Consider the following 25,618-nt stretch of genomic DNA (forward strand, 5'->3'; position numbering starts at 1 on the left):
TGTCCGGATTGTCGGCATGATGCCAGTTTTCATGGAATTATCGAAACCGCGTATGAAAAAACGTATACCTACCCTGCTGGCTACCATGATTGGTGCAGCGCTTTATAGTCAGCATGCACTGGCCGACGATCTGATGTCGCAGTGTATGCTGGGCGTGCCGAGCTACAACCGTCCGCTGGTCAGTGGCGACGCGAATTCGCTGCCGGTAACCATCAACTCTGACTCAGCAAAAGGGAACTATCCGAACGACGCGGTGTTCACCGGTAATGTTGATGTGCAGCAGGGGAACAGCCGTCTGGTTGCCGACGAGATGCAGCTGCATCAGCGTCAGCAGGACGGACAAACGACGCCGGTGCGTACCGTCGATGCGCTGGGTAATGTGCACTATGACGACAACCAGGTCATCCTGAAAGGTCCGAAAGCCTGGTCCAATCTGAACACCAAAGACACCAACGTGTGGAACGGTAATTATCAGATGGTCGGCCGTCAGGGTCGCGGTGATGCTGACCAGATGAAACTGCGCGGTAATAACCGCTATACCATTCTGGAAAACGGCAGCTTTACCTCCTGTCTGCCGGGTTCCAACAGCTGGAGCGTGGTCGGTTCGGAAGTGATTCAGGACCGAGAAGAAGAAGTGGCGGAGATCTGGAATGCGCGCTTCAAGCTCGGCAACGTGCCGGTGTTTTACAGCCCGTATCTGCAGCTGCCGATTGGCGACCGCCGCCGCTCCGGCTTCCTGATCCCCAACGCGAAATACGGCAGCAACAACGGCTTCGAATTCATGCTGCCGTACTACTGGAACATCGCGCCTCAGGCCGATGCCACTATTACGCCGCACTACATGAGCAAGCGCGGCCTGCAGTTGCAGAACGAGTTCCGCTACCTGACGCAGTTTGGTGCCGGCCTGTTAGAGCTGGACTATCTGCCGTCTGACAACCAGTACAACAAAGATAAAGCCGCGCGACCGTCGGTGCAGAACGACAGCAACGACGACCGCTGGCTGTTCTACTGGCGTCACTCCGGCGTCTACGATCAGCACTGGCGCTTCAACGCGGACTACACCAAAGTCAGCGATCCTTATTACTTCAACGATCTTGATTCGAAGTACTACAGCTCGACTGACGGCTACGCCACGCAGAAATTCAGCGTAGGCTACGCTGATACCAACTGGGATGCGACGCTGTCCAGCAAAGACTTCCAGGTGTTTGGTAATACCAGCAGCCAGAACGTGTACCGGGCGATGCCGCAGCTGGATGTCAATCTGTACCAGAACGATATCGGGCCGTTTGACGGTCGCATCTATGCGCAGGCGGTGAAGTTCACTAACGTCAGTAACCGAATGCCGGAAGCGACGCGTTTGCACATCGAGCCAACGCTCAACCTGCCGCTGTCCAACGGCTGGGCCAGCCTGGATACCGAGGCAAAGCTGCTGGCGACGCATTACCAGCAGGATAACGTTAACTACTACAACGAAAATATCGATACCACCCGCACCAATCAGCTGAAAGAGTCGGTCAACCGCACCCTGCCACAGTTCAAGGTAGATGGTCGCCTGGTATTTGACCGCAATATGGACTGGGCCGAAGGCTACACCCAGACGCTGGAACCGCGCGTGCAGTACCTGTATATCCCGTACCGCAACCAGAGCAACATCTATCCGTACGACTCCACGCTGCTGCAGACCGATTACACCGGCCTGTTCCGCGATCGCACCTACAGCGGCCTCGATCGTATCGCTTCGTCTAACGAAGTGGCGACCGGCGTGACCACGCGTATTTATGATAACGATCTGGTTGAACGTTTTAACGTTTCCGTGGGTCAAATCTACTCGTTTACCCCGTCTCGTACCGGCGTAAACCAGACGAATAAAGAAGATGATACCGGTAGCCTGGTGTGGGCGGGTGATACTTACTGGAAAGTCAGCGATCGCTGGGGCGTGCGCGGTGGCTTGCAATACGATACGCGGCTGGACAACGTTTCCCAGGGCAATGCCATTGTGGAATACCGTCGTGATGCCGACCGTATGGTGCAGCTGAGCTACCGCTACAGCAGCCCGGAGTATGTGGCGCAGGCGTTGAATAACCCCAGCTATGTCACTAACCCGATCTACAAAAACGGTATCTCGCAGGTGGGCGCCACGGCCAGCTGGCCGATTGCCGATGCCTGGTCGCTGGTGGGGGGTTACTACTATGACACCCGTAACAGCCGTCCGGCCGAGCAGCTAGTCGGTCTGCAGTACAGCTCCTGCTGCTACGCCATTCGTCTGGGTTACGAACGCAAGATCAACGGTTGGGAAAACAACGACAGCAAGTATGACAACCAAATCTCATTCAACATTGAGCTGCGTGGTCTGAGTTCTAACTATGGCTTAGGCACCAATGAAATGCTGCGTCAGGGCATCATCCCTTATCAGCGCGCTTTCTGATGTTGTGATATTTGACAGGCTATCCCGCAGTGCGGAAACAACAATGGATAAAGTATGAAGAACTGGAGAATGCTGATTCTTGGTGTGGCGATTACCGCTAACACTGCGTTCGCAGCCCCACAGATGGTCGATAAAGTTGCCGCAGTCGTGAACAACGGCGTGGTGCTGGAAAGTGACGTAGACAACATGCTGCGCACGGTGAAGTCACAGGCGCAGCAGGCGGGTCAGCAGCTGCCGGATGACAAAACCCTGCGTCATCAGATCCTTGAACGCCAGGTCATGGACGCCATCATTCTGCAGATGGGCGAAAAAGCCGGTCTGCAGGTGAGCGATCAGCAACTGGATCAGGCGATTCAGAACATCGCCGCGCAGAACCGCATGAGCGTTGATCAGCTGCGCAGCCGTCTGGCCTATGACGGGATGAACTACAACGATTATCGCGCGCAGATCCGCAAAGAGATGCTGATCTCTGAAGTGCGTAACAATGAAGTGCGTCGTCGCGTCACCATTCTGCCGCAGGAAGTGGATACGCTGGCTAAGCAGATTGGCTCGCAGAATACCCAGGGCACCGAACTTAACATCAGTCAGATTCTGCTGCCGCTGCCGGAAAATCCAACCCAGCAGCAGGTTGACGACCAGGAAGCGCTGGCGCGTCAGCTGGTGGGTGAACTGAAAGGTGGTGCCGATTTCGGTAAACTGGCCGTGACCTACTCTGCCGATCCGCAGGCGCTGAAAGGCGGCAACATGGGCTGGGGCAAAATTGAAGAGCTGCCAACGCTATTCTCGCAGGCGCTGAGCAGCGCGAAGAAAGGCGACATCGTCGGCCCAATCCGCTCTGGCGTTGGCTTCCATATCCTGAAAGTGAACGATCTGCGCGGCGAGAGCAAAAACATTTCGGTCACCGAAGTGCATGCCCGCCACATTCTGCTGAAGCCGTCACCGATCCTTACCGACGATCAGGCACGTCAGAAGATTGAACAGATTGCCGCAGACATCAAGAGTGGCAAAACCACCTTCGCCGCTGCCGCGAAACAGTTCTCCGACGATCCGGGTTCAGCGAACCAGGGCGGCGACCTCGGCTGGGCGTCACCGGAAATCTACGATCCGGCGTTCCGTGATGCGCTGCTGAAGCTGCAGAAAGGCCAGGTCAGCGCGCCGGTGCACTCCTCCTTCGGCTGGCACCTGATTCAGCTGCTGGATACCCGTCAGGTGGATAAAACCGATGCCGCGCAGAAAGAGCGCGCTTACCGTCTGCTGTTCAACCGTAAGTTTGCCGAAGAAGCGCAAACCTGGATGCAGGAACAGCGCGCCAGTGCTTACGTGAAGATTCTGGATGGCAATGGTCAGTAATTATCGTGTGGCGATCACGCCCGGCGAACCCGCCGGGATTGGTCCCGATCTCGCCGTTGCGCTGGCTCAGCGTGACTGGCCGGTTGAGCTGGTGGTGTGCGCAGACGGCGACGTGCTGCGCCAGCGCGCGGCTCAACTGGGTTTGCCGCTGACGCTGCGTGACTATCAGCCCGGCGTGGCACCACAGCCGCAGCAGGCCGGTACGCTGACGCTGCTGCCCATCGCGACGGCGCAGCCGGTGACCGCCGGCGAACTGACGGTCGCCAACGGTCATTACGTACTGGAGACGCTGGCCCGCGCCTGCGACGGCTGCCTCAGCGGCGAGTTTGCCGCGCTGGTAACCGGTCCGGTGCACAAAGGTGTGATCAATGACGCCGGCATCCCCTTCACCGGTCACACCGAGTTCTTCGCTGAGCGCGCCGGTGGCGATCGCGTGGTGATGATGCTGGCGACCGAAGCGTTGCGCGTGGCGCTGGCCACCACGCATCTGCCGCTGAAAGATGTCGCGGACGCCATCACCCGTGACAGTCTGCATGAAGTGATCACCATCCTGCATCAGGATTTGCAGCGTAAGTTTGGCATTCCGCAGCCGCATATCTTTGTCTGCGGGCTCAACCCGCATGCTGGCGAAAGCGGTCATATGGGCCGGGAAGAGATCGATACCATCATTCCGGCGCTCGACGAACTGCGCCAGCAGGGCCTGCAGCTCACCGGTCCGTTACCGGCCGATACGCTGTTTCAGCCGAAATATCTGCAGCACGCCGATGCGGTGCTGGCGATGTATCACGACCAGGGCCTGCCGGTGCTAAAATTTCAGGGGTTTGGTCGCGCGGTGAATATCACCCTCGGCCTGCCATTTATCCGTACCTCTGTTGACCACGGCACCGCGCTGGAACTCGCCGGTCTGGGCAGCGCAGAGCCGGGCAGCTTTATTACGGCGCTTAACCTCGCCATCACTATGATCAAGAGCAGTAATGAATAATCGCGTCCATCAGGGGCACTACGCCCGTAAACGTTTCGGGCAGAACTTCCTGAACGATCAGTACATTATCGACAGCATCGTCTCCGCTATTCATCCGCAAAAGGGTGAAGCCATGGTGGAGATTGGCCCAGGGCTGGGTGCGTTAACCGAGCCGGTGGGCGAGCGTCTTGATGCGCTGACTGTCGTCGAGCTGGACCGCGACCTTGCCGCGCGTTTGCAGACGCACCCGTTCCTCGGTCCTAAGCTGACGATTTATCAGCAGGATGCGATGACCTTCGACTTCTCCGCGCTGTCAAAGGAGCAGGGTCAGCCGCTGCGCGTGTTTGGCAACCTGCCTTACAACATCTCGACGCCGCTGATGTTCCACCTTTTCAGCTATACTGGTTCGATTAAAGATATGCACTTCATGCTGCAGAAAGAGGTGGTTAACCGTCTGGTAGCCGGCCCGGGCAGCAAAGCTTACGGGCGTCTCAGCGTGATGGCGCAATATTATTGTCAGGTGATTCCGGTGCTGGAAGTGCCACCACAATCGTTCACCCCGCCACCGAAAGTGGATTCGGCGGTAGTGCGTCTGGTGCCCTTTACCCAGCCACCGTATCCGGTCAGCGATGTGCGTTTACTGAGCCGTATCACCACCGAAGCGTTTGGTCAGCGACGCAAAACCCTGCGTAACAGCCTGGGACACCTGTTCACGGCCGGTGCGCTGGATGAACTCAACATCGACGCCTCGCTGCGGGCAGAAAATGTCACCGTGGCGCAGTATTGCCAGCTGGCAAACTGGCTGGGCAATCATCAGGCTGAATCTGCGGAGAACTGAGTGCATGAGTGAACTGGCCCGCGTTTGTGTTCAGGTACTGAGTCAGTATGTGGAATCGCAATCCTCTCCCGATGAGGATCGTTACGTGTTCGCCTACACCATCACCATCCGTAACCTCGGGCGCAACAGCGTGCAGCTGCGCAGCCGCTACTGGCTGATCACCAATGGCAACGGGCGCGAGACCGAAGTGCAGGGTGAAGGCGTGGTCGGTGAGCAGCCGCATATCGCGCCCGGCAATGAGTTTCAGTACACCAGCGGTGCGGTTCTGGAAACGCCGATGGGCACCATGCAGGGACACTATGTGATGATCGACGAAGAGGGCGAGACCTTCCACGTGGAGATTCCGGTGTTCCGCCTCGCGGTGCAAACCCACATTCACTAATTCCTCCTCCGCCCGGCCAGTCCGGGCGGCGCGTTTTGATCGGACTGACTTAATGAGTACATACCTGATTGGCGATATTCACGGCTGTTATGACGAATTACGTGCGCTGCTGGCGCAGGTCAATTTCGATGCGCAGCAGGACGAGCTATGGCTGACCGGCGACCTGGTGGCGCGCGGTCCGGGTTCGCTTGAGGTACTGCGCTACGTCAGGTCGCTCGGAGACTGTGTGCGCATAGTGCTGGGCAACCATGACCTGCATTTGCTGGCAGTGTATGCCGGTATCAGCCGTAACAAGCCCAAGGATCGCCTGACGCCCCTGCTGGAAGCGGACGATGCCGACGAGCTGATTAACTGGCTGCGTCGCCAGCCGCTGCTGCAGGTGCATGAAGAGAAAAAGCTGCTGATGGCGCATGCTGGCATTACGCCGCAGTGGGATCTGGAGACGGCACAGCAGTGCGCGCGCGAAGTTGAGGCGGTCTTGTCCAGCGACAGCTATCCGCTGTTTCTCGATGCCATGTATGGCGACATGCCGAACAACTGGACACCGGAACTGAGCGGACTGGCGCGCCTGCGTTTCAGCACCAATGCGCTGACGCGCATGCGCTTCTGTTTCCCCAATGGTCAGCTCGATATGATCTGCAAAGAGGCGCCCGCCTCAGCGCCGCCGCCGCTGAAACCGTGGTTCCAGGTGCCCGGCAAAATCAGCAGCGATTATACGCAAATCTTTGGTCACTGGGCTTCGCTGGAAGGAAAAGGCACGCCAGAGCATGTGATCGGGCTCGACACCGGCTGCTGCTGGGGCGGAACGCTGACCCTGCTGCACTGGGAGAGCGGCCAGTATTACACCCAGGTCTCGAACCGTGACCAGGCCATGGCGGAAAACGCGGTGAATGCGCCCTCCCCCCTGAGCGATATGCAGTAAACAAAAAGCCCCGCGATGTTAGCGGGGCTTTTTTTCGGTCACCATAAATGGCGACCCTACAAAGACCATCTGTACCGTGACAGCCATCTGCCTGATATTGCGCAGGTTTATCGCGTCATAAATAGCGATGAGTCCCTGTCGTTGTAGGGTGCGCATTTATGCGCACCTGGAAGGCATAAACAGCGATTGATCCCTGCCTTTACAGGCTGCGCATTCATGCGCACCTGGCCACAATCAACGGCGGCGATCCAGAATCTCAAAGCAGTAACTGTGCGAATTCTGCGCATCAGCATCGTGGAACTCACTGAACGTCGACTGCCACTCGTCCGGCTCGTAATCCGGGAACTGGGTGTCGCCTTCCACTTCCGCATCGATATGCGTCAGATAGAGACGATCGGCGCGCGCCAGCATCTGCGCATAAATCCGGCCACCACCAATCACCATGATCTCTTCTGCCTCACCCGCTGCGGCAATTGCCTCTTCCGGCGACGTCACCCAGGTCACGCCGTCATGGTTGCCGGGCTGGCTGCTGACCACAATATTCAGGCGTCCCGGTAACGGGCGACCAATCGATTCAAAGGTCAGACGGCCCATAATCACCGGTTTGTTCAGCGTGTTGCGCTTGAACCACGCGAGGTCGGCAGGCAGGTGCCATGGCATGGCGTTTTCCATGCCAATAATACGATCTGCTGCCAGTGCCGCGATCAAACTAATCATGTTAAAAGACCTACAGGAAAAAAATTGGCGCAATGATACGTAAAGGTGAAACTTTCGTCGATAGGACGACCGTGCTATTTACGTAAAGCCCGCTTGGCTCGGCGTTTTGTCTGAGCGACAGAGTTTTACTCCGGCTTTGCGGCCGTTAGCGGAAAGAGCCGCCAGAATTCGCGGTGAAGGCGCTACAACTCAGGGTGATGCTCCGCGCTGACCGCGTGCTGTGTAAAGAAAAGCGCACTATGCCCCCCCAAAAAAAACGGCTCCCGCAGGAGCCGTTGATTTACGCATCAGAAATCGTAGCGCAGGCGCACCAGATTAACGTTGCCCAGTGATTTATCGGTACTGGAAGTGATCACGTACTCGTAGTCGACGCGGAAACCGTAGTCGAGCTGCGCGCTGACGCCCACGCCGTTATCGATACGCTTGTAGTTACGTCCGTTGACGAACTCCAGGCGATCGCCCATGAAGTACGGCTGGATGCTCTTCACAGCATACTGGCCGATCGGGAATTTATAACCGGCGAAGTATTCAACGCCCCACGCATCATCCGCGAAGTAGTTGTTAACGGTGTTGCGTTTGGTTGGCGAGAAGTTCTCATACCAGCCCGCACCGGCGGACAGCGTCCAGTTGTCCGGCGTCCAGCTCAGCGCGGTACCGTAGATATTCTGGTCGTAACGCTTGCTGTCGCCATTGCCCGGATTGCGGATATCCGCACGGGTGTAGTTCCACGCGGTGCCCCACGCCAGATCTTTGGTGATGTGATAGTTCACGCCCAGCGAACCGCCGCCCTTGCGCTTGTAGCGCAGGCCGTTGCCCGGCAGATAGTCGTTATCTTCAAACAGATAAGCGGCATAGACATCCGCATCGCCAAAGGTATTTTTATACTTCAGCATCTTGCGCGAGCGGTAAGATCCGTCGTAGTCACCGTTGATGCCGTTGCCCGGTGCCTGGGCCAGCATATCGTAGTCCCAGATATCGGTTTTAGCGCCGACGACATCGTAATAAACGCTGTTCTGCTGGCCAAAATAGAGCTCGCCCAGCGATGCGCTTTTGAAACCGGTATACAGCTGGCGACGCGTGGTGTTGTGGGCACCGTCCGCATAGTGGTTATCCCAGCCCCACCAGGCCGGGAAGTTAACGCCCAGCTCGTAGTAACCCACCCAGCTGACATCGTCAAACAGGTAGTAGTTGGCGCTGAAGCGGAAACGTGAACCGCCGTCGTAGCCGTTACGCTTATACGATTTATCGTTAACCCCGTTCTGATGCAGATACTGCGGACGAATACTGCCGCCCACTTTGAAATCAAGACGGCTAAGCGGATCGCCGGCCTGCGGATCCTGCTTCAGCAGGGTGATTTCCGCCTGACTGGCGAGAGGTGCAGCAACAAGTAACGCAGCCACTGCGCTGAGAGTGAAAGCACGCATTTTCATTTTTATATCCCGTTAAGGTGAGCGCTCTATGAGTGAGCAGCGGAATAGTACGGTGCGCTTAGCGGGGAGGTATTTATAATTTTGTGCGGATACGCCTGAATGTAACTGGTTTCGCATCAACTGATAAAAATTATGTCAAATCAATAGATTTGTAACGTATAACCTTATGCAGCACAGGCAAAACAGGCAAAAAAAACGGCCCGCGCGGGGCCGTTTAGTCACAGAGCAGGCGGTTTAGCCTTTGATCTGCGCGTGCATTTCCTGCACCGAAATCACTTTTTCGGTCGGATCCGCATTCAGCGCCATCGCGGTAGCAAAACCACCGTTCAGCGTGGTGTCGTAATGCACTTTGTACTGCAGTGCGCTGCGGCGAATCAGTTTCGAATCCTCAATCGCCTGACGTCCTGCGGTGGTGTTGACGATGTAAGTGTACTCACCGTTCTTCAGGCGATCCTGAATGTGCGGACGCCCTTCGTGCACCTTGTTCACCAGGCGCGGATTGATGCCGGCTTCACCCAGCACCACGGCGGTACCGTGCGTCGCATCCAGCTCGAAGCCAAACTTCTGCAGCTTCGCGGCCAGGTCAACAATACGTTTCTTGTCGCCTTCACGCACCGACAGCAGCGCACGCCCCTGTTTCTTCATATTGCTCTGCGCGCCGAGCATAGCTTTGCTGAATGCTTCCGCGAAGGTGCGGCCCACGCCCATCACTTCACCGGTCGAACGCATTTCCGGACCAAGAATCGGGTCCACGCCCGGGAATTTGTTGAACGGCAGCACCACTTCTTTCACCGAGTAGTACGGCGGAATCACCTCTTCGGTCACGCCCTGTTCAGCCAGGGTTTTACCAGCCATCACGCGCGCAGCCACTTTCGCCAGCGGCACGCCGGTGGCTTTGGAGACAAACGGCACGGTACGCGCGGCACGTGGGTTCACCTCAATCAGGTAAACTTCGTTGTCCTTGACCGCAAACTGCACGTTCATCAGGCCACGTACGTTGAGTTCGAATGCCAGCTTTTCCACTTGCTGGCGCATCACGTTCTGAATCTCAGTGCTCAGGGTGTACGCCGGCAGCGAACAGGCCGAGTCACCGGAGTGCACGCCCGCCTGCTCAATGTGTTCCATGATGCCGCCAATCAGCACGCGTTCGCCGTCGCAAATCGCATCGACGTCCACTTCCACCGCATCATCGAGGAAGCGATCCAGCAGCACTGGCGCATCGTTGGACACGGACACCGCAGTCTGGAAGTAGCGCTTAAGATCCACTTCGTCATAGACGATTTCCATCGCCCGGCCGCCCAGCACGTAAGAAGGACGTACCACCAGCGGATAGCCAATCCCTGCGGCTTTTTCTACCGCCTGTTCCAGCGTCGCCACCGTGGCGTTAGCCGGCTGTTTCAGTTTCAGGCGATCCACCGCCTGCTGGAAACGCTCACGGTCTTCCGCGCGGTCAATGGCATCCGGGCTGGTACCAATCACCGGCACGCCAGCCGCTTCCAGCGCGCGCGCCAGCTTCAGCGGCGTCTGGCCACCGTACTGCACTATAACGCCTTTTGGCTGCTCGATGCGCACGATCTCCAGCACGTCTTCCAGCGTCACCGGCTCGAAGTAGAGACGGTCTGAGGTGTCGTAATCGGTTGACACGGTTTCCGGGTTACAGTTGACCATAATGGTTTCGTAACCGTCTTCACGCAGCGCCAGCGCCGCATGCACGCAGCAGTAATCGAACTCAATGCCCTGACCGATACGGTTTGGCCCGCCGCCCAGAATCATGATTTTGTCGCGATCCTGATTAGGATTGGCTTCGCACTCTTCTTCATAGGTGGAGTACATATAGGCGGTGTCCGTGGCGAACTCTGCCGCACAGGTATCCACGCGCTTGTAAACCGGATGCAGGTTGAACTGATGACGCAGCTTGCGAATTTCACTTTCCGCCACACCTGCCAGCGTTGCCAGACGCACATCGGCAAAGCCTTTACGCTTCAGCGCACGCAGGAAATCCGCGCTCAGCGAGTTGACACCTTCGCGCGCCACCTGCTCTTCCAGGCGCACCAGCTCTTCAATCTGCACCAGGAACCAGCGGTCAACGTTGGTCAGGTTGAACACGCCGTCGACCGACATGCCGGCACGGAACGCATCAGCGATATACCAGATGCGGTCAGAACCGGCATCTTTCAGCTCGCGGCGGATACGGGTCAGGGCTTCGCCATCATCCAGATCCACTTTCGGGTCGAAGCCGCTGGCGCCCACTTCCAGACCGCGCAGCGCTTTCTGCATCGACTCCTGGAACGTGCGGCCAATCGCCATCACTTCACCGACCGATTTCATCTGCGTGGTCAGACGATCATTGGCACCGGCAAACTTCTCGAAGTTGAAGCGGGGAATCTTAGTGACGACGTAGTCGATGGACGGTTCGAACGAGGCCGGCGTACGGCCACCGGTGATGTCGTTCATCAGTTCATCGAGGGTAAAGCCCACCGCCAGCTTGGCCGCGACTTTGGCAATCGGGAAGCCGGTCGCTTTCGAGGCCAGCGCTGAGGAGCGCGACACGCGCGGGTTCATCTCAATGACGATTAGGCGGCCATCTTTCGGGTTCACCGAGAACTGGACGTTGGAACCGCCGGTTTCGACACCGATTTCACGCAGTACCGCCAGCGAGGCGTTACGCATGATTTGATACTCTTTGTCGGTCAGCGTTTGGGCTGGCGCCACGGTGATGGAGTCACCGGTGTGAATCCCCATGGCGTCAAAGTTTTCGATCGAGCAGACGATGATGCAGTTGTCGTTTTTATCACGCACCACTTCCATCTCGTACTCTTTCCAGCCAATCAGCGACTCATCAATCAGCAGCTCATTGGTTGGCGACAGATCGAGGCCGCGCTCGCAAATCTCTTCAAACTCTTCGCGGTTGTAAGCGATACCGCCACCGGTGCCGCCCATGGTAAATGACGGACGAATGATGCACGGGAAACCGACCTCTTCCGCTACTGCCAGCGCTTCTTCCATGGTGTGCGCGATACCGGAACGTGCGGTATCCAGGCCGATGCTCTTCATCGCCACGTCGAAGCGGCGACGGTCTTCGGCTTTATCAATCGCATCGGCGGTGGCACCAATCATGGTCACGCCAAACTCGGCCAGCACACCCTGGCGCTCCAGCTCCAGCGCACAGTTCAGCGCGGTCTGGCCACCCATGGTCGGCAGCACCGCATCCGGGCGCTCTTTTTCAATGATTTTACGCACCACTTCCCAGTGGATAGGCTCAATGTAGGTCGCATCCGCCATTTCCGGGTCAGTCATGATGGTGGCCGGGTTAGAGTTCACCAGAATGACGCGGTAACCCTCTTCACGCAGCGCTTTACACGCCTGCGCACCTGAATAGTCGAATTCACATGCCTGGCCAATCACAATCGGGCCAGCGCCAAGGATCAGGATAGATTTTATGTCAGTACGTTTTGGCATCGTGGGCTCCTGATTACTTCGCGTTAGAACGGTAAGCTTCGATCAGTTCGATAAAGTGATCGAACAGCGGCGCCGCATCGTGCGGGCCTGGGCTGGCTTCCGGATGTCCCTGGAAGCTGAACGCCGGTTTGTCGGTGCGGTGAATACCCTGTACGGTCTGGTCAAACAGGGAAACATGGGTCACGCGCAGGTTAGCCGGCAGGTTGGTTTCATCGACGGCAAAACCGTGGTTCTGCGCGGTGATCATCACAGTATTGTTATCGAGGTCTTTCACCGGATGGTTGCCACCGTGATGGCCAAGTTTCATCTTTACGGTTTTCGCACCGCTGGCCAGCGCCAGCAGCTGATGGCCAAGACAGATACCAAACACCGGAATGTCGGTTTTCAGGAAAGCCTGAATCGCGCTGATGGCGTAGTCGCACGGCTCCGGGTCGCCAGGGCCATTCGACAGGAAAATCCCGTCCGGATTCAGCGCCAGCACCTCATCAGCCGGCGTTTGCGCCGGGACAACCGTCAGGCGACAGCCGCGATCCACCAGCATGCGCAGAATGTTGCGCTTGGCGCCGTAGTCATAAGCCACCACGTGGAACGGCAGCGCGTCAGCGCTTTGCTGCTCAGGCAGGCCGCCTTTCAGCGCCCAGCTCCCCTGCTGCCACGCGTAGGTTTCCGCCGTGGTCACTTCTTTCGCCAGGTCCATGCCTTTCAGGCCCGGAAACGCCTGGGCTTTCTGCAGCGCCAGCGCCGCATCCGGGCTGTCGCCAGCGATGATGCAGCCGTTCAGCGCCCCTTTCTCACGCAGCAGGCGCGTCAGTTTGCGCGTATCGATATCGGCGATACCGACAATATTGTTGCGCTGCAGATAGGCTGACAGGCTCTCTTCGCTACGGAAGTTGCTGGTAATCAGCGGCAGATCGCGGATGACGAGGCCCTGAGCATGGATTTGACTGGATTCTTCATCGGCGGCATTGGCACCAACGTTGCCGATATGAGGATAAGTGAGGGTGACGATCTGGCGGGAATAGGAGGGATCAGTGAGGATTTCTTGATAACCGGTCATTGACGTATTGAAAACGACCTCCCCCACTGCCGATCCCGTTGCCCCGATGGCCCGACCGTGGAATTGGGTTCCGTCTTCCAGAACCAAGAGCGCTGACTTAATCAAAACATCCTCCAGGGAATAAACAGTCACAATATCTGCATATTAATTCAAAATGATGCGCTGAATCAATGCAAAAACCGCCTGACCGCTCGATTTTTGGCAAATTGCGCGCATTCTAATGATCGACCTGGTAATTGTCTACCCTGAGCGGTTATTTTTTTGTATATTTCGGGCTACTGAATGTTAAAAGTGAAGCAAGGCGACAAAATAGTGAGAGATCTCCGATAAATAATCGGTTGCCTGACGCAATTAATGGCAAAACACCGGCTAACTGCGTAAATTTTTGACCAAATGGTCAAAAAAAGCCACTCAACATGAAAAAACGTGCAGATAAATCACAAAAATAACCATCATAAACAAAAATCACTTTCAGCTTGCCATTTTACAGACAAAATAAAGGGCAATGAAAACATTGCCCTGTTCAATCAATATCTTACCGATTGAAATAACCACATCACGATGGTTCACAACACTCACAACATCGATAAATCCAGCACATCACGCATATCATAAAGGCCGGATTTTTTATCTTTCAACCATGCAGCGGCTTTAACGGCCCCATTGGCGAAGGTCATGCGGCTGGAAGCCTTGTGCGTAATCTCTACGCGCTCGCCGATATCCGCAAACATCGCGGTGTGCTCACCGACAATATCGCCCGCGCGCACGGTGGCAAAGCCGATGGTTTGCGCCTTGCGCTCGCCGGTATGGCCTTCGCGCGCGTAAACCGCGTGCTCATCCAGCTTCCAGTGCATGGCGTCGGCAATCGCCTCTCCCATCGCCAGCGCCGTGCCTGATGGCGCATCCACTTTGTGGCGGTGATGCGCTTCCACAATCTCAATATCCGCATAGTCGCCCATCACTTTTGCCGCCTGCTGTAACAGGTTAAGCACCAGATTGACGCCTACGCTGAAGTTCGCGGCAAACACGATGCCAATCTCTTCAGCCGCTTCACGGATGGCTGCCTTACCGGCTTCATCAAAACCGGTGGTGCCAATCACCATCGCTTTTTGATGCTGACGGCAGAACGCCAGATATTCCAGCGTGCCTTCCGGACGGGTGAAATCGATCAGCACATCGAAATCATTCACCACCTGCCGCAGATCGTCGGTCACCCGTACGCCGGTTTTGCCGATTCCCGCCAGTTCACCGGCATCCGCCCCCAGCAGCGAGGAACCGCTGCGCGCCAGCGCCGCGCCTAACACCACGCCTTCCGCCTGCTGTGCGGCCTGAATCAGATTGCGTCCCATGCGACCCGGCGCACCAACAATAGCAATGCGGATTTCACTCATATTTATTCATTCCTGATACAAAACTATGCATGCAAAGCGTAAACAGGTTAACGGTCAGATAACAGTCACGCCACAATAATAACGGGATAATAAGAATTTTAGGCCAGCCGCGATAGATTATCAGTAAAAGCAATCCCGCCCGCTGGAAGTCACGGCTGAGGTGATAAAGGATAAAGAAAAGGCCGAACATTGTCGGCCTGTTTCTGTCAGCAAATTGAAGTGCTTACTGCACGTTGCGTACGTCGACGCGCAGCTCTTTCGGCACTTCAAACACGATATTCTCTTCACGGCCAATCAGCTCAATCGCCGCTTCGCCGCCCAGCTCACGCAGACGCTGAATCACCTGCTGCACCAGAATATCCGGAGCCGAAGCGCCGGCGGTAACGCCGATACACTGCACGCCTTTGACCCACTCTTCCTGAATATCATCCGCAGAATCAATCAGCTTCGCCAGCTTGCCGGCACGCTGCGCCAGCTCCGCCAGACGATTCGAGTTGGAGGAGTTTTTCGAGCCGACCACCAGAACCACCTCCGCATCCTGCGCCAGCACGCGCACCGCTTCCTGGCGGTTGGTGGTGGCGTAGCAGATATCATCCTTACGCGGTCCAATGATTGCCGGGAAGCGCTGACGCAGCGCATCGATCACGTCCGAGGTATCATCCACCGACAGCGTGGTCTGCGTCATAAAGCACAGGTTGTTTTCATCTTTTACCTGCAGCTTAAACACATCCTCTGGCGACTCCACCAGATACATGCCGCCGTTCGGATTGCTGTACTGACCCATGGTGCCTTCCACTTCCGGATGGCCGGCGTGGCCGATGAGGATCGCTTCCACGCCTTTACGGCTGGCACGCGCTACTTCCATATGCACCTTGGTCACCAGCGGACAGGTGGCGTCAAACAGCATAGTGAGGCTGCGCGCTTTCGCTTCAGCCCGCACGGCCTGGGAAACGCCGTGTGCCGAGAAAATCAGGATGGCGTTGTCCGGTACTTCACTGATCTCTTCAATGAAGATCGCACCGCGCTCGCGCAGACTGCTGACCACATAGCGGTTATGCACCACTTCATGACGCACGTAGATTGGCGCGCCATACATCTCCAGCGCCCGCTCGACAATGCTGATGGCGCGGTCGACGCCTGCACAGAAACCGCGTGGGTTAGCTAACAGGATTTGCATCGCTGGCCTCCAGCACCGGATCGATCTCCAGCACTTCAATCTCGAATTTAATGCGCTGCCCCGCCAGCGGATGGTTGAAATCGACGGTAATCGAGTCACCGGAAATTTCACGAATCACGCCCGGCATTTCGCTGCCGCCCATGCCGCTGAACAGCATGATGGCACCGACTTCCGGCTCGCCCGCGTCGATGAAATCACGGCGCGAGAAGTACTGGATCAGATCCGGGCTGGCAGCGCCAAAGGCGTCTTCCGGCTCGAGCGTAAAGGCGTGCTGATCGCCCACTTTACGCCCGACCAGCTCCTGCTCCAGCGCCGCCGACAGGCTGCCATCTCCCAGACGGAACAGCGCAGGCTTGCCGTTGGCGCGCGTGGATTCAGCCGTCGAGCCATCCTCCAGCTTCAGTGTAAAATGCACCAGCAGCGCGCTGTCGCGCTGAACGATGTCTGTCATCTGTTACCCTTATTTATTCGTGACCTGTTTGCCTTTCGGGCTGAGAAAACCCTCCAGCACCACCAGCGCCGCACCAATGCAGATTCCGCAGTCGGCAATGTTAAAGGTGGCGAAGTGCCAGTCACCGACATAAAAGTCGATAAAGTCGACCACAAAGCCGTGCCAGGCACGATCAAACAGGTTACCCAGCGCCCCGCCGATAATCAGCGCGTAGGCAATGTTGGTTAATTTATTGCTGGCGCGATTGCGATACATCATCACCAGCAGCGACACCACAATGGCGATGGCGATACCGGCAAAGAACCAGCGCTGCCAGCCGCCTTTGTCTGCCAGGAAGCTGAACGCCGCGCCATAGTTGTGCGCGTAGAACAGGTTCAGGAACGGCATCAGCGGCTGGGTTTCATGCAGCATCATGTTGTTCATGACCCACTGCTTGCTGGCAAAATCGACCACGATCACCACCAGCACCAGCCATACCCAGCGCAGTCCGGTTGAGCACAGTTTACTCATCAGGCAAATTTCCGCACTTCACCGTTTCCGGCTACGTTGGTGTAGCAACGTCCACACACCGCAGCATGCTCCGGATTCTGGCCGACGTCAGTAGTGTAATGCCAGCAGCGCGGGCATTTCTCGCCTTCTGCTTTATGCAGCGCGATTTTCAGACCTTTTAACAGTTCGCTCTGCTGCGCTTCGTCGCTGGCCGTCACGTAATCCGCCACGGTCGCGCCCGAAGTCAGCAGCACGAAACGCAGCTCATCGCCCAGCGCCTGCAGCTTCGCCGCCAGTTCCGGATCCGCGTACAGCGTGACGGTGGCTTCGAGTGCGCCGCCGATGCGTTTGTCGCTGCGCGCTTGCTCAATCACCTTGTTCACTTCACCGCGCACTTTCAGCAGTTCTGCCCAGTAAGCATCATTCAGCGCTTCATCCTGCGCCAGACCAAACAGGCCCTGATACCACTCTTCGGTGAACACGTACTGTGGACGCTCGCCAGGCAGATAGCCCCAGATCTCATCCGCGGTGAACGACATGATCGGCGCCATCCAGCGCACCAGCGCTTCAGCGATATGCCACAGCGCGGTCTGGCAGCTGCGACGCGCCAGGCTGTCGCCCTTCGCGGTGTACTGACGATCTTTGATCACGTCGAGATAGAACGAGCCCATCTCGATGGAGCAGAAGTGCATCAGACGCTGCACCACTTCGTGGAAATCGTAGTTCTCGTACGACTGCACGATGTCCTGCTGTGCCGCCAGCGCACGGCCTACGGCCCAGCGATCCACTACCACCATCTCTTCCGGGCTGACGCAGTCGGTCGCCGGGTTGAAGCCTGCAAGGTTCGCCAGCAGGAAGCGCGCGGTGTTACGGATACGGCGATAGCTGTCGGCGGCCCGTTTCAGGATTTCGTCGGATACTGCCATCTCACCGGAGTAGTCGGTTGAGGCCACCCACAGACGCAGAATATCCGCGCCCAGCTTGTCCATCACATCCTGCGGTGCCACGGTATTGCCGATTGATTTCGACATTTTGCGGCCCTGACCGTCGACGGTGAAGCCGTGGGTCAGTACCTGGCGGTAAGGCGCTTTGCCCTTCATCGCCGTGGAGATCATCAGCGAGGACATGAACCAGCCGCGATGCTGATCCGAGCCTTCCAGATACATATCCGGTGCGTGCCCGTCAAATTCCGGACGCGCATCCACCACCGAGAAGCTGGTCGATCCGGAGTCAAACCAGACGTCGAGGGTATCCGGCACTTTGACGTAGTGATCGGCGTCATCGCCCATCAGATCGCGCGGATCGAGATCCCACCACGCCTGAATACCGTCCTGCTCGACGCGCTGCGCCACTTTCTCCATCAGCTCCAGCGTATCCGGGTGCAGCTGCTCGCTCTCTTTATGGACGAACAGCGCCATCGGCACGCCCCAGGTGCGCTGACGCGAGATGCACCAGTCCGGACGGTTAGCGACCATCGCTTCGATACGCGCCTGGCCCCAGTCCGGGATCCACTGCACGCCTTTGATCTCTTTCAGCGACTGCGCACGCAGGCCTTTCTGATCCATGCTGATAAACCACTGCGGCGTAGCACGAAAGATGATTGGCGTTTTATGACGCCAGCAGTGCGGATAGCTGTGCAGCAGTTTTTCCACGTGCAGCAGCGCGCCTTTCTCCTGCAGCAGCGCAACGATCATGTCGTTGGCTTTAAATACGTTAACGCCATCCAGGGTTGGATAGGTGCCCGGCAGATACGCGCCGTCCGGTCCGACCGGGTTAGCGGTTTCGATGCCGTATTTCTGGCCGATCACATAGTCATCCGGACCGTGGCCTGGCGCGGTGTGCACCGCACCGGTACCGGCGTCCAGCGTGACGTGCTCGCCCAGCACCACTTTCGACTGGATCTGCTCGAGGAACGGATGCTGGAACAGCTGCAGCTCCAGCGCGGCGCCTTTGCACTCGCCCAGCACCTGCCACTCACTGATGCCTGCGCGTTTCAGCACCGATTCCACCAGATCTTTCGCGAGGATCAGGCTGCGGCCGGCAATCTGCACCAGCTGGTAGTCGAATTCCGGATGCAGCGAGATGGCGCGGTTTGCCGGCATGGTCCACGGCGTGGTGGTCCAGATAACCAGTGAAACCGGGCCTTCCGACGCCGCAACGCCAAACTTCGCGCGTACCGCATCGGCGTCCAGCGCGTTAAACATCACGTCGATAGAAGGTGAGGTTTTGTCGTAATACTCCACTTCCGCTTCCGCCAGCGCGGAACGGCAGTCCATGCACCAGTGCACCGGCTTGGCGCCTTTGTGCAGATGGCCATTACCGATGATTTTGCCCAGCGCGCGAATGATGTTGGCTTCGGTCTGGAAATTCATGGTCAGATAAGGACGATCCCAGTCGCCGAGCACGCCAAGGCGGATGAAGTCCTTTTTCTGGCCTTCAACCTGCTCCGCCGCGTAGTTGCGGCAGGCTGCGCGAAATTCAGCCGCGCTGACTTTCTCGCCCGGCTTGCCAATCATCTGCTCAACTTTGTGCTCAATCGGTAAGCCGTGGCAGTCCCAGCCGGGAACATACGGCGAGTCAAAGCCCGCCATACCTTTCGACTTAACGATAATATCTTTCAGAATCTTGTTAACTGAGTGACCAATATGAATGCTGCCGTTCGCATACGGAGGGCCATCATGCAGGATAAAGGTTTTTTTCCCTTTTTTGGCTGCGCGGATGATGCCGTACAGGTTGTCATCATACCAACGTTGCAGCATTCCCGGTTCGCGTTTGGCCAGATCGCCACGCATCGGGAACCCCGTTTCCGGCAAATTCAGGGTAGATTTATAGTCACTCATCAGATTCTCGGTTCCGTATTTCGGTCATTAAACCGGTGTTTTTAGCCCAAAAAATTGGCGGGCCGTCACCACATCTTTCGCAATTTGTTCTTTCAGCGCGTCCAGCGAAGCGAAACGCTGTTCGTCGCGAATCTTCTGCTTCAGCACCACCTCAATGTGGCGCCCATAAAGATTCATATGTGTGTCGAGCAGGTGAACTTCAAGCTGCTGACGCAGACCTTTTACCGTCGGGCGCGTACCAATGTTTGCCACGCCGGGAATCGGCTGCTCGCCCAGCCCCAGCACTTCAACCGCAAAGACACCTTTTACCGGCGTCACGGTGCGTCGAAGCGGGAGATTGGCAGTCGGAAAACCAATGGTGCGTCCCAGTGCATCACCGTGCACCACGCGGCCAGAAATACTGAACGGATGACCGAGCAGCTGCTGCGCCTGAGCAAAATCGTCCTGCGCCAGCGCCTGACGTACCGCCGTACTGCTGATACGTTTGCCGCCATCACAATAGGTCTGGGTGCTGATGACCTCAAAGCCATACTCCGCACCGGCTTTCTGTAATAACAGGAAATCCCCCTGGCGACCAGCGCCAAAGCGGAAATCATCCCCCACTGCGAGGAATTTCACATTGAGCTTGTCGACCAGCAGTTCGCTGATAAAGCTTTGTGCTGAGTGTGCCGCAAAACGGCGATCGAAGCGCACGCACACCACGGCATCAACGCCGGCCAGTGCGAGGTATTTGAGCTTTTCACGCAGACGCGTCAGGCGCGCCGGCGCTTTGTCGCCGGCAAACAGCTCCAGCGGCTGTGGCTCAAACAGCATCACCACCACCGGCAGGTTGCGTTTACGTCCTTCGGCAATTAACTCCGCCATCAGCGCCTGGTGGCCGCGATGCACGCCGTCAAAATTACCAATGGTCAGGACGCAGCCGCGATGCTGCTCTTTCAGATTGTAAATACCGCGGATAAACTTCATGGCTGACTCAAACCGGTGGAAATCGGCGGATTATACCCTTGAATAGCGTTCAGGTTAACCCGTCTGCGTGCCTTTCCTGCGCCTGATTCAGCGTCAGGCGCCCGCTGGCTGGCGGCTCCGGCCCCATCACAACAATTTTGTTGCGAAATACTGTATTCAGCGCGGTGTTGCTGGTAGAATCTTGCGCCATCAATTACGTAAGCGGGTGTCGTGGTTAAAACGACGCTTTATTGCACAAATCCATTGACAAAAGAAGGCGCAAAAGGCATAGTCCTCGGCCTTTGATTTGTCCATATAGAACACATTTGGGAGTTGGACCTTGGCTAATATCAAATCAGCTAAGAAACGCGCCGTAACATCTGAGAAACGTCGCAAGCATAACGCGAGCAATCGTTCTATGATGCGTACTTTCATCAAGAAAGTATACGCGGCTATCGCAACCGGCGACAAAGCTGCTGCGCAGAACGCATTCAACGAAATGCAACCAATCGTGGACCGTCAGGCTGCTAAAGGTCTGATCCACAAAAACAAAGCTGCACGTCATAAAGCAAACCTGACTGCTCAGATCAACAAACTGGCTTAATCGCCGTCTGTTAATCGCTTTGTTAAAAGAACCGGCGCTTCGCCGGTTTTTTTATGCCTGCGATCCGTGGCTGAACAGCGCGCTGAAGTCGCGATGGCAAATGCTCTGCACCGCCGGATGCTGAATCATGCGCCCGGCAAAAATAACGTGATACTCCTCCATCACCGTCTCCAGCCTGCCGATCTCGCGCACGCTATCGTCACGATAGACATCATCCCCGTACAGCGTCGGTGCGACAAAGATCGCATTATTCTGCGCGCCAAACGCCTTCATCAGCGCCGCATCATCAAATTCACCGAGAATCTCAACCTGTAACCCCTGGCTGTGGATCCAGTTCAGCAGCTTGCGCCCCAGCATCGAACGCCGGCCGGGCAGCAGCAGGCGCCGCTGCTCCAGACAGGCCGGAAACGGCAGCTCAGGCAGTGGCGCATTACACCAGAAGCTAACCGGACATTCGCCGAGCTTGACCGAAAACAGCCCGGCCTGCTGGGTTGAATCTATCGGGCAGTCGGAGAGGATCATATCCAGCTTATGCTGGCTGAGCTGCTCCAGCAGCATTTCATGCGTTGATTCAAAGCAGCGCAGCTGAATTTTCTCGCCGGCCATCACCACCGTTTCCAGCACCTTGCTCACCAGCTGTTTTGACAGCGCATCCGCCACGCCAACATCAAACAGCAGATGCGACTCCTTGCGGTAGTTAACGATATCGAGCATTTCCTGGCTGAGCATAAACATGCGATCGGCATAGCGAAACACCAGCTGCCCCAGCTCGGTGGGCACCAGGCCGCGCCCCTGACGGCGAAACAGCACGCCATCCAGCTGCTCTTCCAGCGCTTTGATCTGGCCGGTTACGGTCTGCGGCGTGAGGCACAGCACTTCAGCGGCGCGCACCACCGAACCGGTTTTGCACACCTGCCAGAAGTAGTAGAGATGATTAAAATTGAGCTGATTCATACCATAAAGGAGGCTTGCGCCTCTCCTTATTAGCGCAGTTTGATGCGCAGCAGCGTATAACCTATCACCGCCGACAGCAGTGAACCGCTAAGAATGCCCAGCTTCGAGAACGTCACCAGCTGTTCATGCGCGGCATCAAACGCCAGCGAACTGATGAAGATCGACATGGTAAAGCCGATACCGCACAGCACGCCGATTGCCATAATGTCGCGAATGGTGGTACTGCCTGGCAACGCCGCCAGCCGCAGCTTCACCGCCAGCCAGCAGAACAGCGTGATACCTAACGGTTTACCAATCAGCAGACCGAGGATAATGCCAAGCGGCTCCGGCGACAGCACATCGCCAAAGGTAATGCCGCTGAGCGAGATGCCGGCATTGGCGAACGCGAACAGCGGCAGGATCAGCCAGTTCACCCACGGCATCAGGCCGTGCGCCAGGTGCTCAGCCGGTGAGTGTCCCTCTTTCTCCTCCAGCGGCACAAAGAAGCCCACCACCACGCCCGCCAGCGTGGCATGCACGCCGGACTTCAGTACCGCGGTCCACAGCACCACGCCCACCAGCATATACACCGCGATGTTGCGCACGCCGCAACGATTGAGGATCGCCAGCAGCACGATAGCGCCGCCCGCCACGCTCAGCGACAACACTGACAGATCGCTGGTATAGAACAGCGCAATAATCACGATGGCACCGAGGTCATCAATGATCGCCAGCGCCATCAGGAACACTTTCAGCGCCGCTGGTACCCGGCTGCCGAGCAGCGCCAGCACGCCGAGCGCAAAGGCGATATCGGTGGCCGTGGGAATAGCCCAGCCGTTGCGGGCAACTTCGTTATCATGATTGAACAGCAGGAAAATGAGCGCCGGCGCAACCATGCCGCCCAGCGCAGCAATCACCGGGAAGATCGCGCGATCGCGGCTGGCCAGCTCGCCGCTGATCAGTTCGCGCTTCACTTCGAGGCCAATCAGCAGAAAGAACAGCGCCATCAGCGCATCGTTAATCCACAGCAGCAGGTTTTTGCTGATATCCAGCGCGCCGAAGCGAATCTGTACCGGCTCCGCCAGCAGGTTTTGATAGCCCTGCGCGGTGGCGGCATTATTGGCCAGCACCATCGCCGCCACCGCCGCCAGAATCAGCACCATGCCGTTGCTGGCGTCACTTTCGATAAAGCTTTTCAGCAAGCTTCGAATACTACGGGGTTTGTTCACAACTCCTCCTGAGCAGAGACATTTGGTGGAGAAGTTTAGCCGCTGTAACACCTCGTTAAAAGCAGCTTATGTCTCGTTTATTGCTCGGGATTTTCGAGTTATTCGCCAGGCCGGGCGTATTGCAGCGGTGGGAGGGCTAAAAGCGGACGGACGCAATACGGCGCTGGTCGTTAAGCAGGTAGCGCGCCGTCAGGCCTGGTGGTTCGTGCAGGTCAGCAGCGTCACGTCATCCGTACGCTGCTGTGGCAGCGCATTATCGCCGGCAATCTCATGCTGGGCGCAGTGAGGCTGATGCGGATGCAGACCGCCTGGCGGTGAGAAAGGCTTAGCCATCTGGGCACTTGCCAGCGCGGAAAACGCCACAAGCGCTGTTGAAAGTAACAACGGTAGAAGTCGCATAATTTTTTGTCTTTTCACTATAACGGTCCGGAATGGACCAGGCATGCAGGTGATGATCCAGCCTGAGAGGTGGCAAACAGTGTTTTCCACGGTCAGTCAGGTTTCAGTGAAGGATTTTACGCCACTCAGGCGCAGGAATTTATAAAATCGTGCGGTTTATCACAGTTTACCGCACGATTTATGCATTATCCGACTTTGACCGGAATGTAAAAGGTGCCCTGCAGCAGATCCGGCGTGCTGTAGCGGAGATCGAGCTTAATCAGGTCCTTGCCCGGCCGCCGCGCCACGCCGAGCGCAGGCAGATGGTTGTAGTACACCTCTGCGGTGAACGCATTGATCTCTTCCGGCGCGCCATGCCAGTCAATTTCTGCATACAGTCCACTTTCACCGGTCCAGTTCTGTACATTGCCGGTCAGCACGTCGGCGTACTGGCTCTCCAGCGCCTGGAACATGCTGATATGCTGCTGATCGCTGGAGTTAACCCCCGGGCTGAACTGGAAACCCAGCCAGCCGCGCTGCACATGCTGGCCGGCGAAGGCGATGAAATCACGCGTATGCTGCGCCACCACGTGATTATGGTGGTCAATGTATTCGCCGAAGCGGCACTCCCACTCAATCACTTCTCCGCACAGCTTCAGCTCCGGCTTCTCTGCCAGGCGCGCACTCACCCACTGCCGCTGGGTTGAGATGCGGCTGTGGAAGTCTTTCATCTGCATCTCAGGGATGCGGCGATAAGCGCCTGGCGTCATGGCGAAGTGGCTTTTAAACACCCGGGTAAAGTTTTGCTGATTATCAAAGCCAAACCGCACGGCGATATCAATAAGCGGCATGCTGGTCAGGCGCAGCGCCATGGCAGCGAGCGTCAGACGACGTTTGCGCGTGTACGAGGCCAGCGTCTGGCCGGTCATCTCTTTGAACATGCGCTGCATGTGCCACTTGGAGTAACCGGATTTCAGGGTAATCAGATCGATGTTGAGCTCGTCGGTCAGATTGGCCTCGATCCAGTCCACCAGATCGTTGATGTACTGTTTTTTCAGATTCAGGCTGAGCATTTTTTTTAATTGAATGGGTTGGGAAAGGCGGTGCTTTTGCGTAATCCGTCACATAAATATAACAAAATCGTATGGATAACGTAAGGAAGAGTAAAGACAGCGAGACGGGAAAAGCATTAATTGCTTAGGTGACTAACCTTTTATCGTCTTAACGGCATCGCGCATGAGAGGCATTGATAATTCGATTCATATCGGTGCGCATCAATGCGCACCCTACGAAAAGCGTGCCAGTACTCTGTCGGGGCGCCATGTATGGCGACCAAATGCTGGCCAATCTGATGAGCCGACACATGATCGGTGCACATTAATGCGCACCCTGTAACATCGTGCATCACCTGTAGGGTCGCCATTAATGGCGACCGATAACACCGGGCAGGCGTGCCTGCCCTCATCGACCACTCAGTGCGAACGCATGCCCGCTGCCGTCATCATCATACGAAACAGTGATGCCACCACGCCCAGTGCCAGCACGCTTGCGCCGTAGATGATTACTAACCACAGCACGCGCTTCCACCAGGGGGCTTTCGTTTCAGTGGGGTTGTTCATATTGCTGACCTCGGTTTGCAT

22 protein-coding genes are annotated in these 25,618 nt (G+C 56.8%); 7 read left to right on the forward strand and 15 right to left on the reverse strand.

Annotated elements, in window-relative coordinates:
- Positions 1-52 precede the first annotated feature (52 nt).
- Genes lptD through apaH form a run of 6 tightly spaced genes read left to right on the forward strand, consistent with a single transcriptional unit; the run spans position 53 to position 6,878 of the window.
- Positions 53-2,425, forward strand: a complete 2,373-nt coding sequence (gene lptD / locus AC6I7J_RS16065) for an LPS assembly protein LptD (RefSeq protein ID WP_230857095.1) — start codon at positions 53-55, stop codon at positions 2,423-2,425.
- Between the two features lie 54 nt (positions 2,426-2,479).
- Complete coding sequence (gene surA / locus AC6I7J_RS16070) at positions 2,480-3,775, forward strand: peptidylprolyl isomerase SurA (RefSeq protein WP_031279707.1); 1,296 nt, start codon at positions 2,480-2,482, stop codon at positions 3,773-3,775.
- Complete coding sequence (gene pdxA / locus AC6I7J_RS16075) at positions 3,765-4,757, forward strand: 4-hydroxythreonine-4-phosphate dehydrogenase PdxA (protein ID WP_059010320.1); 993 nt, start codon at positions 3,765-3,767, stop codon at positions 4,755-4,757. Before surA ends, pdxA begins: the two co-directional genes overlap by 11 nt.
- A complete protein-coding gene (gene rsmA / locus AC6I7J_RS16080; protein WP_021507587.1) occupies positions 4,750-5,574 on the forward strand; it encodes a 16S rRNA (adenine(1518)-N(6)/adenine(1519)-N(6))-dimethyltransferase RsmA in 825 nt (274 codons plus the stop codon). The genes pdxA and rsmA overlap by 8 nt, the downstream gene beginning before the upstream one ends.
- A 4-nt stretch (positions 5,575-5,578) precedes the next feature.
- Positions 5,579-5,956, forward strand: coding sequence for a Co2+/Mg2+ efflux facilitator ApaG/CorD (apaG, locus tag AC6I7J_RS16085; protein WP_021507588.1), 378 nt, complete (start codon positions 5,579-5,581; stop codon positions 5,954-5,956).
- A gap of 52 nt (positions 5,957-6,008) precedes the next feature.
- Positions 6,009-6,878, forward strand: coding sequence for a bis(5'-nucleosyl)-tetraphosphatase (symmetrical) ApaH (gene apaH, locus AC6I7J_RS16090; RefSeq protein WP_498006160.1), 870 nt, complete (start codon positions 6,009-6,011; stop codon positions 6,876-6,878).
- 234 nt (positions 6,879-7,112) lie between these two features.
- Here apaH and folA read toward each other — a convergent pair whose 3' ends face one another.
- The 10 genes from folA to ribF form a co-directional block, all read right to left on the reverse strand.
- Positions 7,113-7,595, reverse strand: a complete 483-nt coding sequence (gene folA / locus AC6I7J_RS16095; RefSeq protein WP_031279709.1) for a type 3 dihydrofolate reductase — start codon at positions 7,593-7,595, stop codon at positions 7,113-7,115.
- A gap of 287 nt (positions 7,596-7,882) precedes the next feature.
- Positions 7,883-9,025, reverse strand: a complete 1,143-nt coding sequence (locus AC6I7J_RS16100) for a porin (RefSeq protein WP_088516073.1) — start codon at positions 9,023-9,025, stop codon at positions 7,883-7,885.
- Positions 9,026-9,259: 234 nt separating this feature from the next.
- Positions 9,260-12,484: a carbamoyl-phosphate synthase large subunit gene (gene carB / locus AC6I7J_RS16105; RefSeq protein ID WP_021507592.1), complete on the reverse strand. Its 3,225-nt coding sequence runs from the start codon at positions 12,482-12,484 to the stop codon at positions 9,260-9,262.
- Positions 12,485-12,497: 13 nt separating this feature from the next.
- Positions 12,498-13,646 (reverse strand): glutamine-hydrolyzing carbamoyl-phosphate synthase small subunit, encoded by a 1,149-nt coding sequence (carA, locus tag AC6I7J_RS16110; protein ID WP_031279710.1) that lies wholly within the window; start codon positions 13,644-13,646, stop codon positions 12,498-12,500.
- Positions 13,647-14,116: 470 nt separating this feature from the next.
- Positions 14,117-14,932, reverse strand: coding sequence for a 4-hydroxy-tetrahydrodipicolinate reductase (dapB, locus tag AC6I7J_RS16115; protein WP_021507594.1), 816 nt, complete (start codon positions 14,930-14,932; stop codon positions 14,117-14,119).
- A gap of 223 nt (positions 14,933-15,155) precedes the next feature.
- Entirely contained in the window at positions 15,156-16,109 is a 954-nt protein-coding gene (gene ispH, locus AC6I7J_RS16120) for a 4-hydroxy-3-methylbut-2-enyl diphosphate reductase (protein ID WP_021507596.1), read from the reverse strand.
- A complete protein-coding gene (gene fkpB, locus AC6I7J_RS16125) occupies positions 16,090-16,560 on the reverse strand; it encodes an FKBP-type peptidyl-prolyl cis-trans isomerase (RefSeq protein ID WP_021507597.1) in 471 nt (156 codons plus the stop codon). Before fkpB ends, ispH begins: the two co-directional genes overlap by 20 nt.
- 9 nt (positions 16,561-16,569) lie before the next feature.
- Complete coding sequence (lspA, locus tag AC6I7J_RS16130) at positions 16,570-17,070, reverse strand: signal peptidase II (RefSeq protein ID WP_021507598.1); 501 nt, start codon at positions 17,068-17,070, stop codon at positions 16,570-16,572.
- Positions 17,070-19,889 (reverse strand): isoleucine--tRNA ligase, encoded by a 2,820-nt coding sequence (ileS, locus tag AC6I7J_RS16135; RefSeq protein WP_088516070.1) that lies wholly within the window; start codon positions 19,887-19,889, stop codon positions 17,070-17,072. Before ileS ends, lspA begins: the two co-directional genes overlap by 1 nt.
- 27 nt (positions 19,890-19,916) lie before the next feature.
- A complete protein-coding gene (ribF, locus tag AC6I7J_RS16140; RefSeq protein ID WP_058774845.1) occupies positions 19,917-20,855 on the reverse strand; it encodes a bifunctional riboflavin kinase/FAD synthetase in 939 nt (312 codons plus the stop codon).
- Positions 20,856-21,174: 319 nt separating this feature from the next.
- Between ribF and rpsT the strand changes: the two genes are divergently transcribed.
- Positions 21,175-21,438 carry a 30S ribosomal protein S20 gene (gene rpsT, locus AC6I7J_RS16145; RefSeq protein WP_013507813.1) on the forward strand — a complete coding sequence of 88 codons (264 nt, stop codon included), beginning with the start codon at positions 21,175-21,177 and terminating at the stop codon, positions 21,436-21,438.
- A 51-nt stretch (positions 21,439-21,489) separates the two neighbouring features.
- On the opposite strand, the gene nhaR is transcribed toward rpsT, so the two are convergent.
- The 5 genes from nhaR to AC6I7J_RS16170 all read right to left on the reverse strand — a co-directional run bounded on the left by nhaR (position 21,490) and on the right by AC6I7J_RS16170 (position 25,618).
- Positions 21,490-22,392 (reverse strand): transcriptional activator NhaR, encoded by a 903-nt coding sequence (nhaR, locus tag AC6I7J_RS16150; protein ID WP_058780421.1) that lies wholly within the window; start codon positions 22,390-22,392, stop codon positions 21,490-21,492.
- A gap of 29 nt (positions 22,393-22,421) precedes the next feature.
- Entirely contained in the window at positions 22,422-23,600 is a 1,179-nt protein-coding gene (gene nhaA / locus AC6I7J_RS16155; RefSeq protein WP_031279712.1) for a Na+/H+ antiporter NhaA, read from the reverse strand.
- 189 nt (positions 23,601-23,789) lie between these two features.
- The gene (locus AC6I7J_RS16160) at positions 23,790-23,933 is read right to left on the reverse strand and encodes a hypothetical protein (RefSeq protein WP_498006164.1); all 144 of its coding nucleotides are present in this window, start codon (positions 23,931-23,933) and stop codon (positions 23,790-23,792) included.
- A gap of 251 nt (positions 23,934-24,184) precedes the next feature.
- Positions 24,185-25,051 carry a helix-turn-helix domain-containing protein gene (locus AC6I7J_RS16165; protein ID WP_150360677.1) on the reverse strand — a complete coding sequence of 289 codons (867 nt, stop codon included), beginning with the start codon at positions 25,049-25,051 and terminating at the stop codon, positions 24,185-24,187.
- Between the two features lie 399 nt (positions 25,052-25,450).
- Positions 25,451-25,618, reverse strand: coding sequence for a DUF2474 domain-containing protein (locus tag AC6I7J_RS16170; RefSeq protein WP_021507606.1), 168 nt, complete (start codon positions 25,616-25,618; stop codon positions 25,451-25,453).

This window comes from Type-C symbiont of Plautia stali (genome assembly GCF_059730935.1).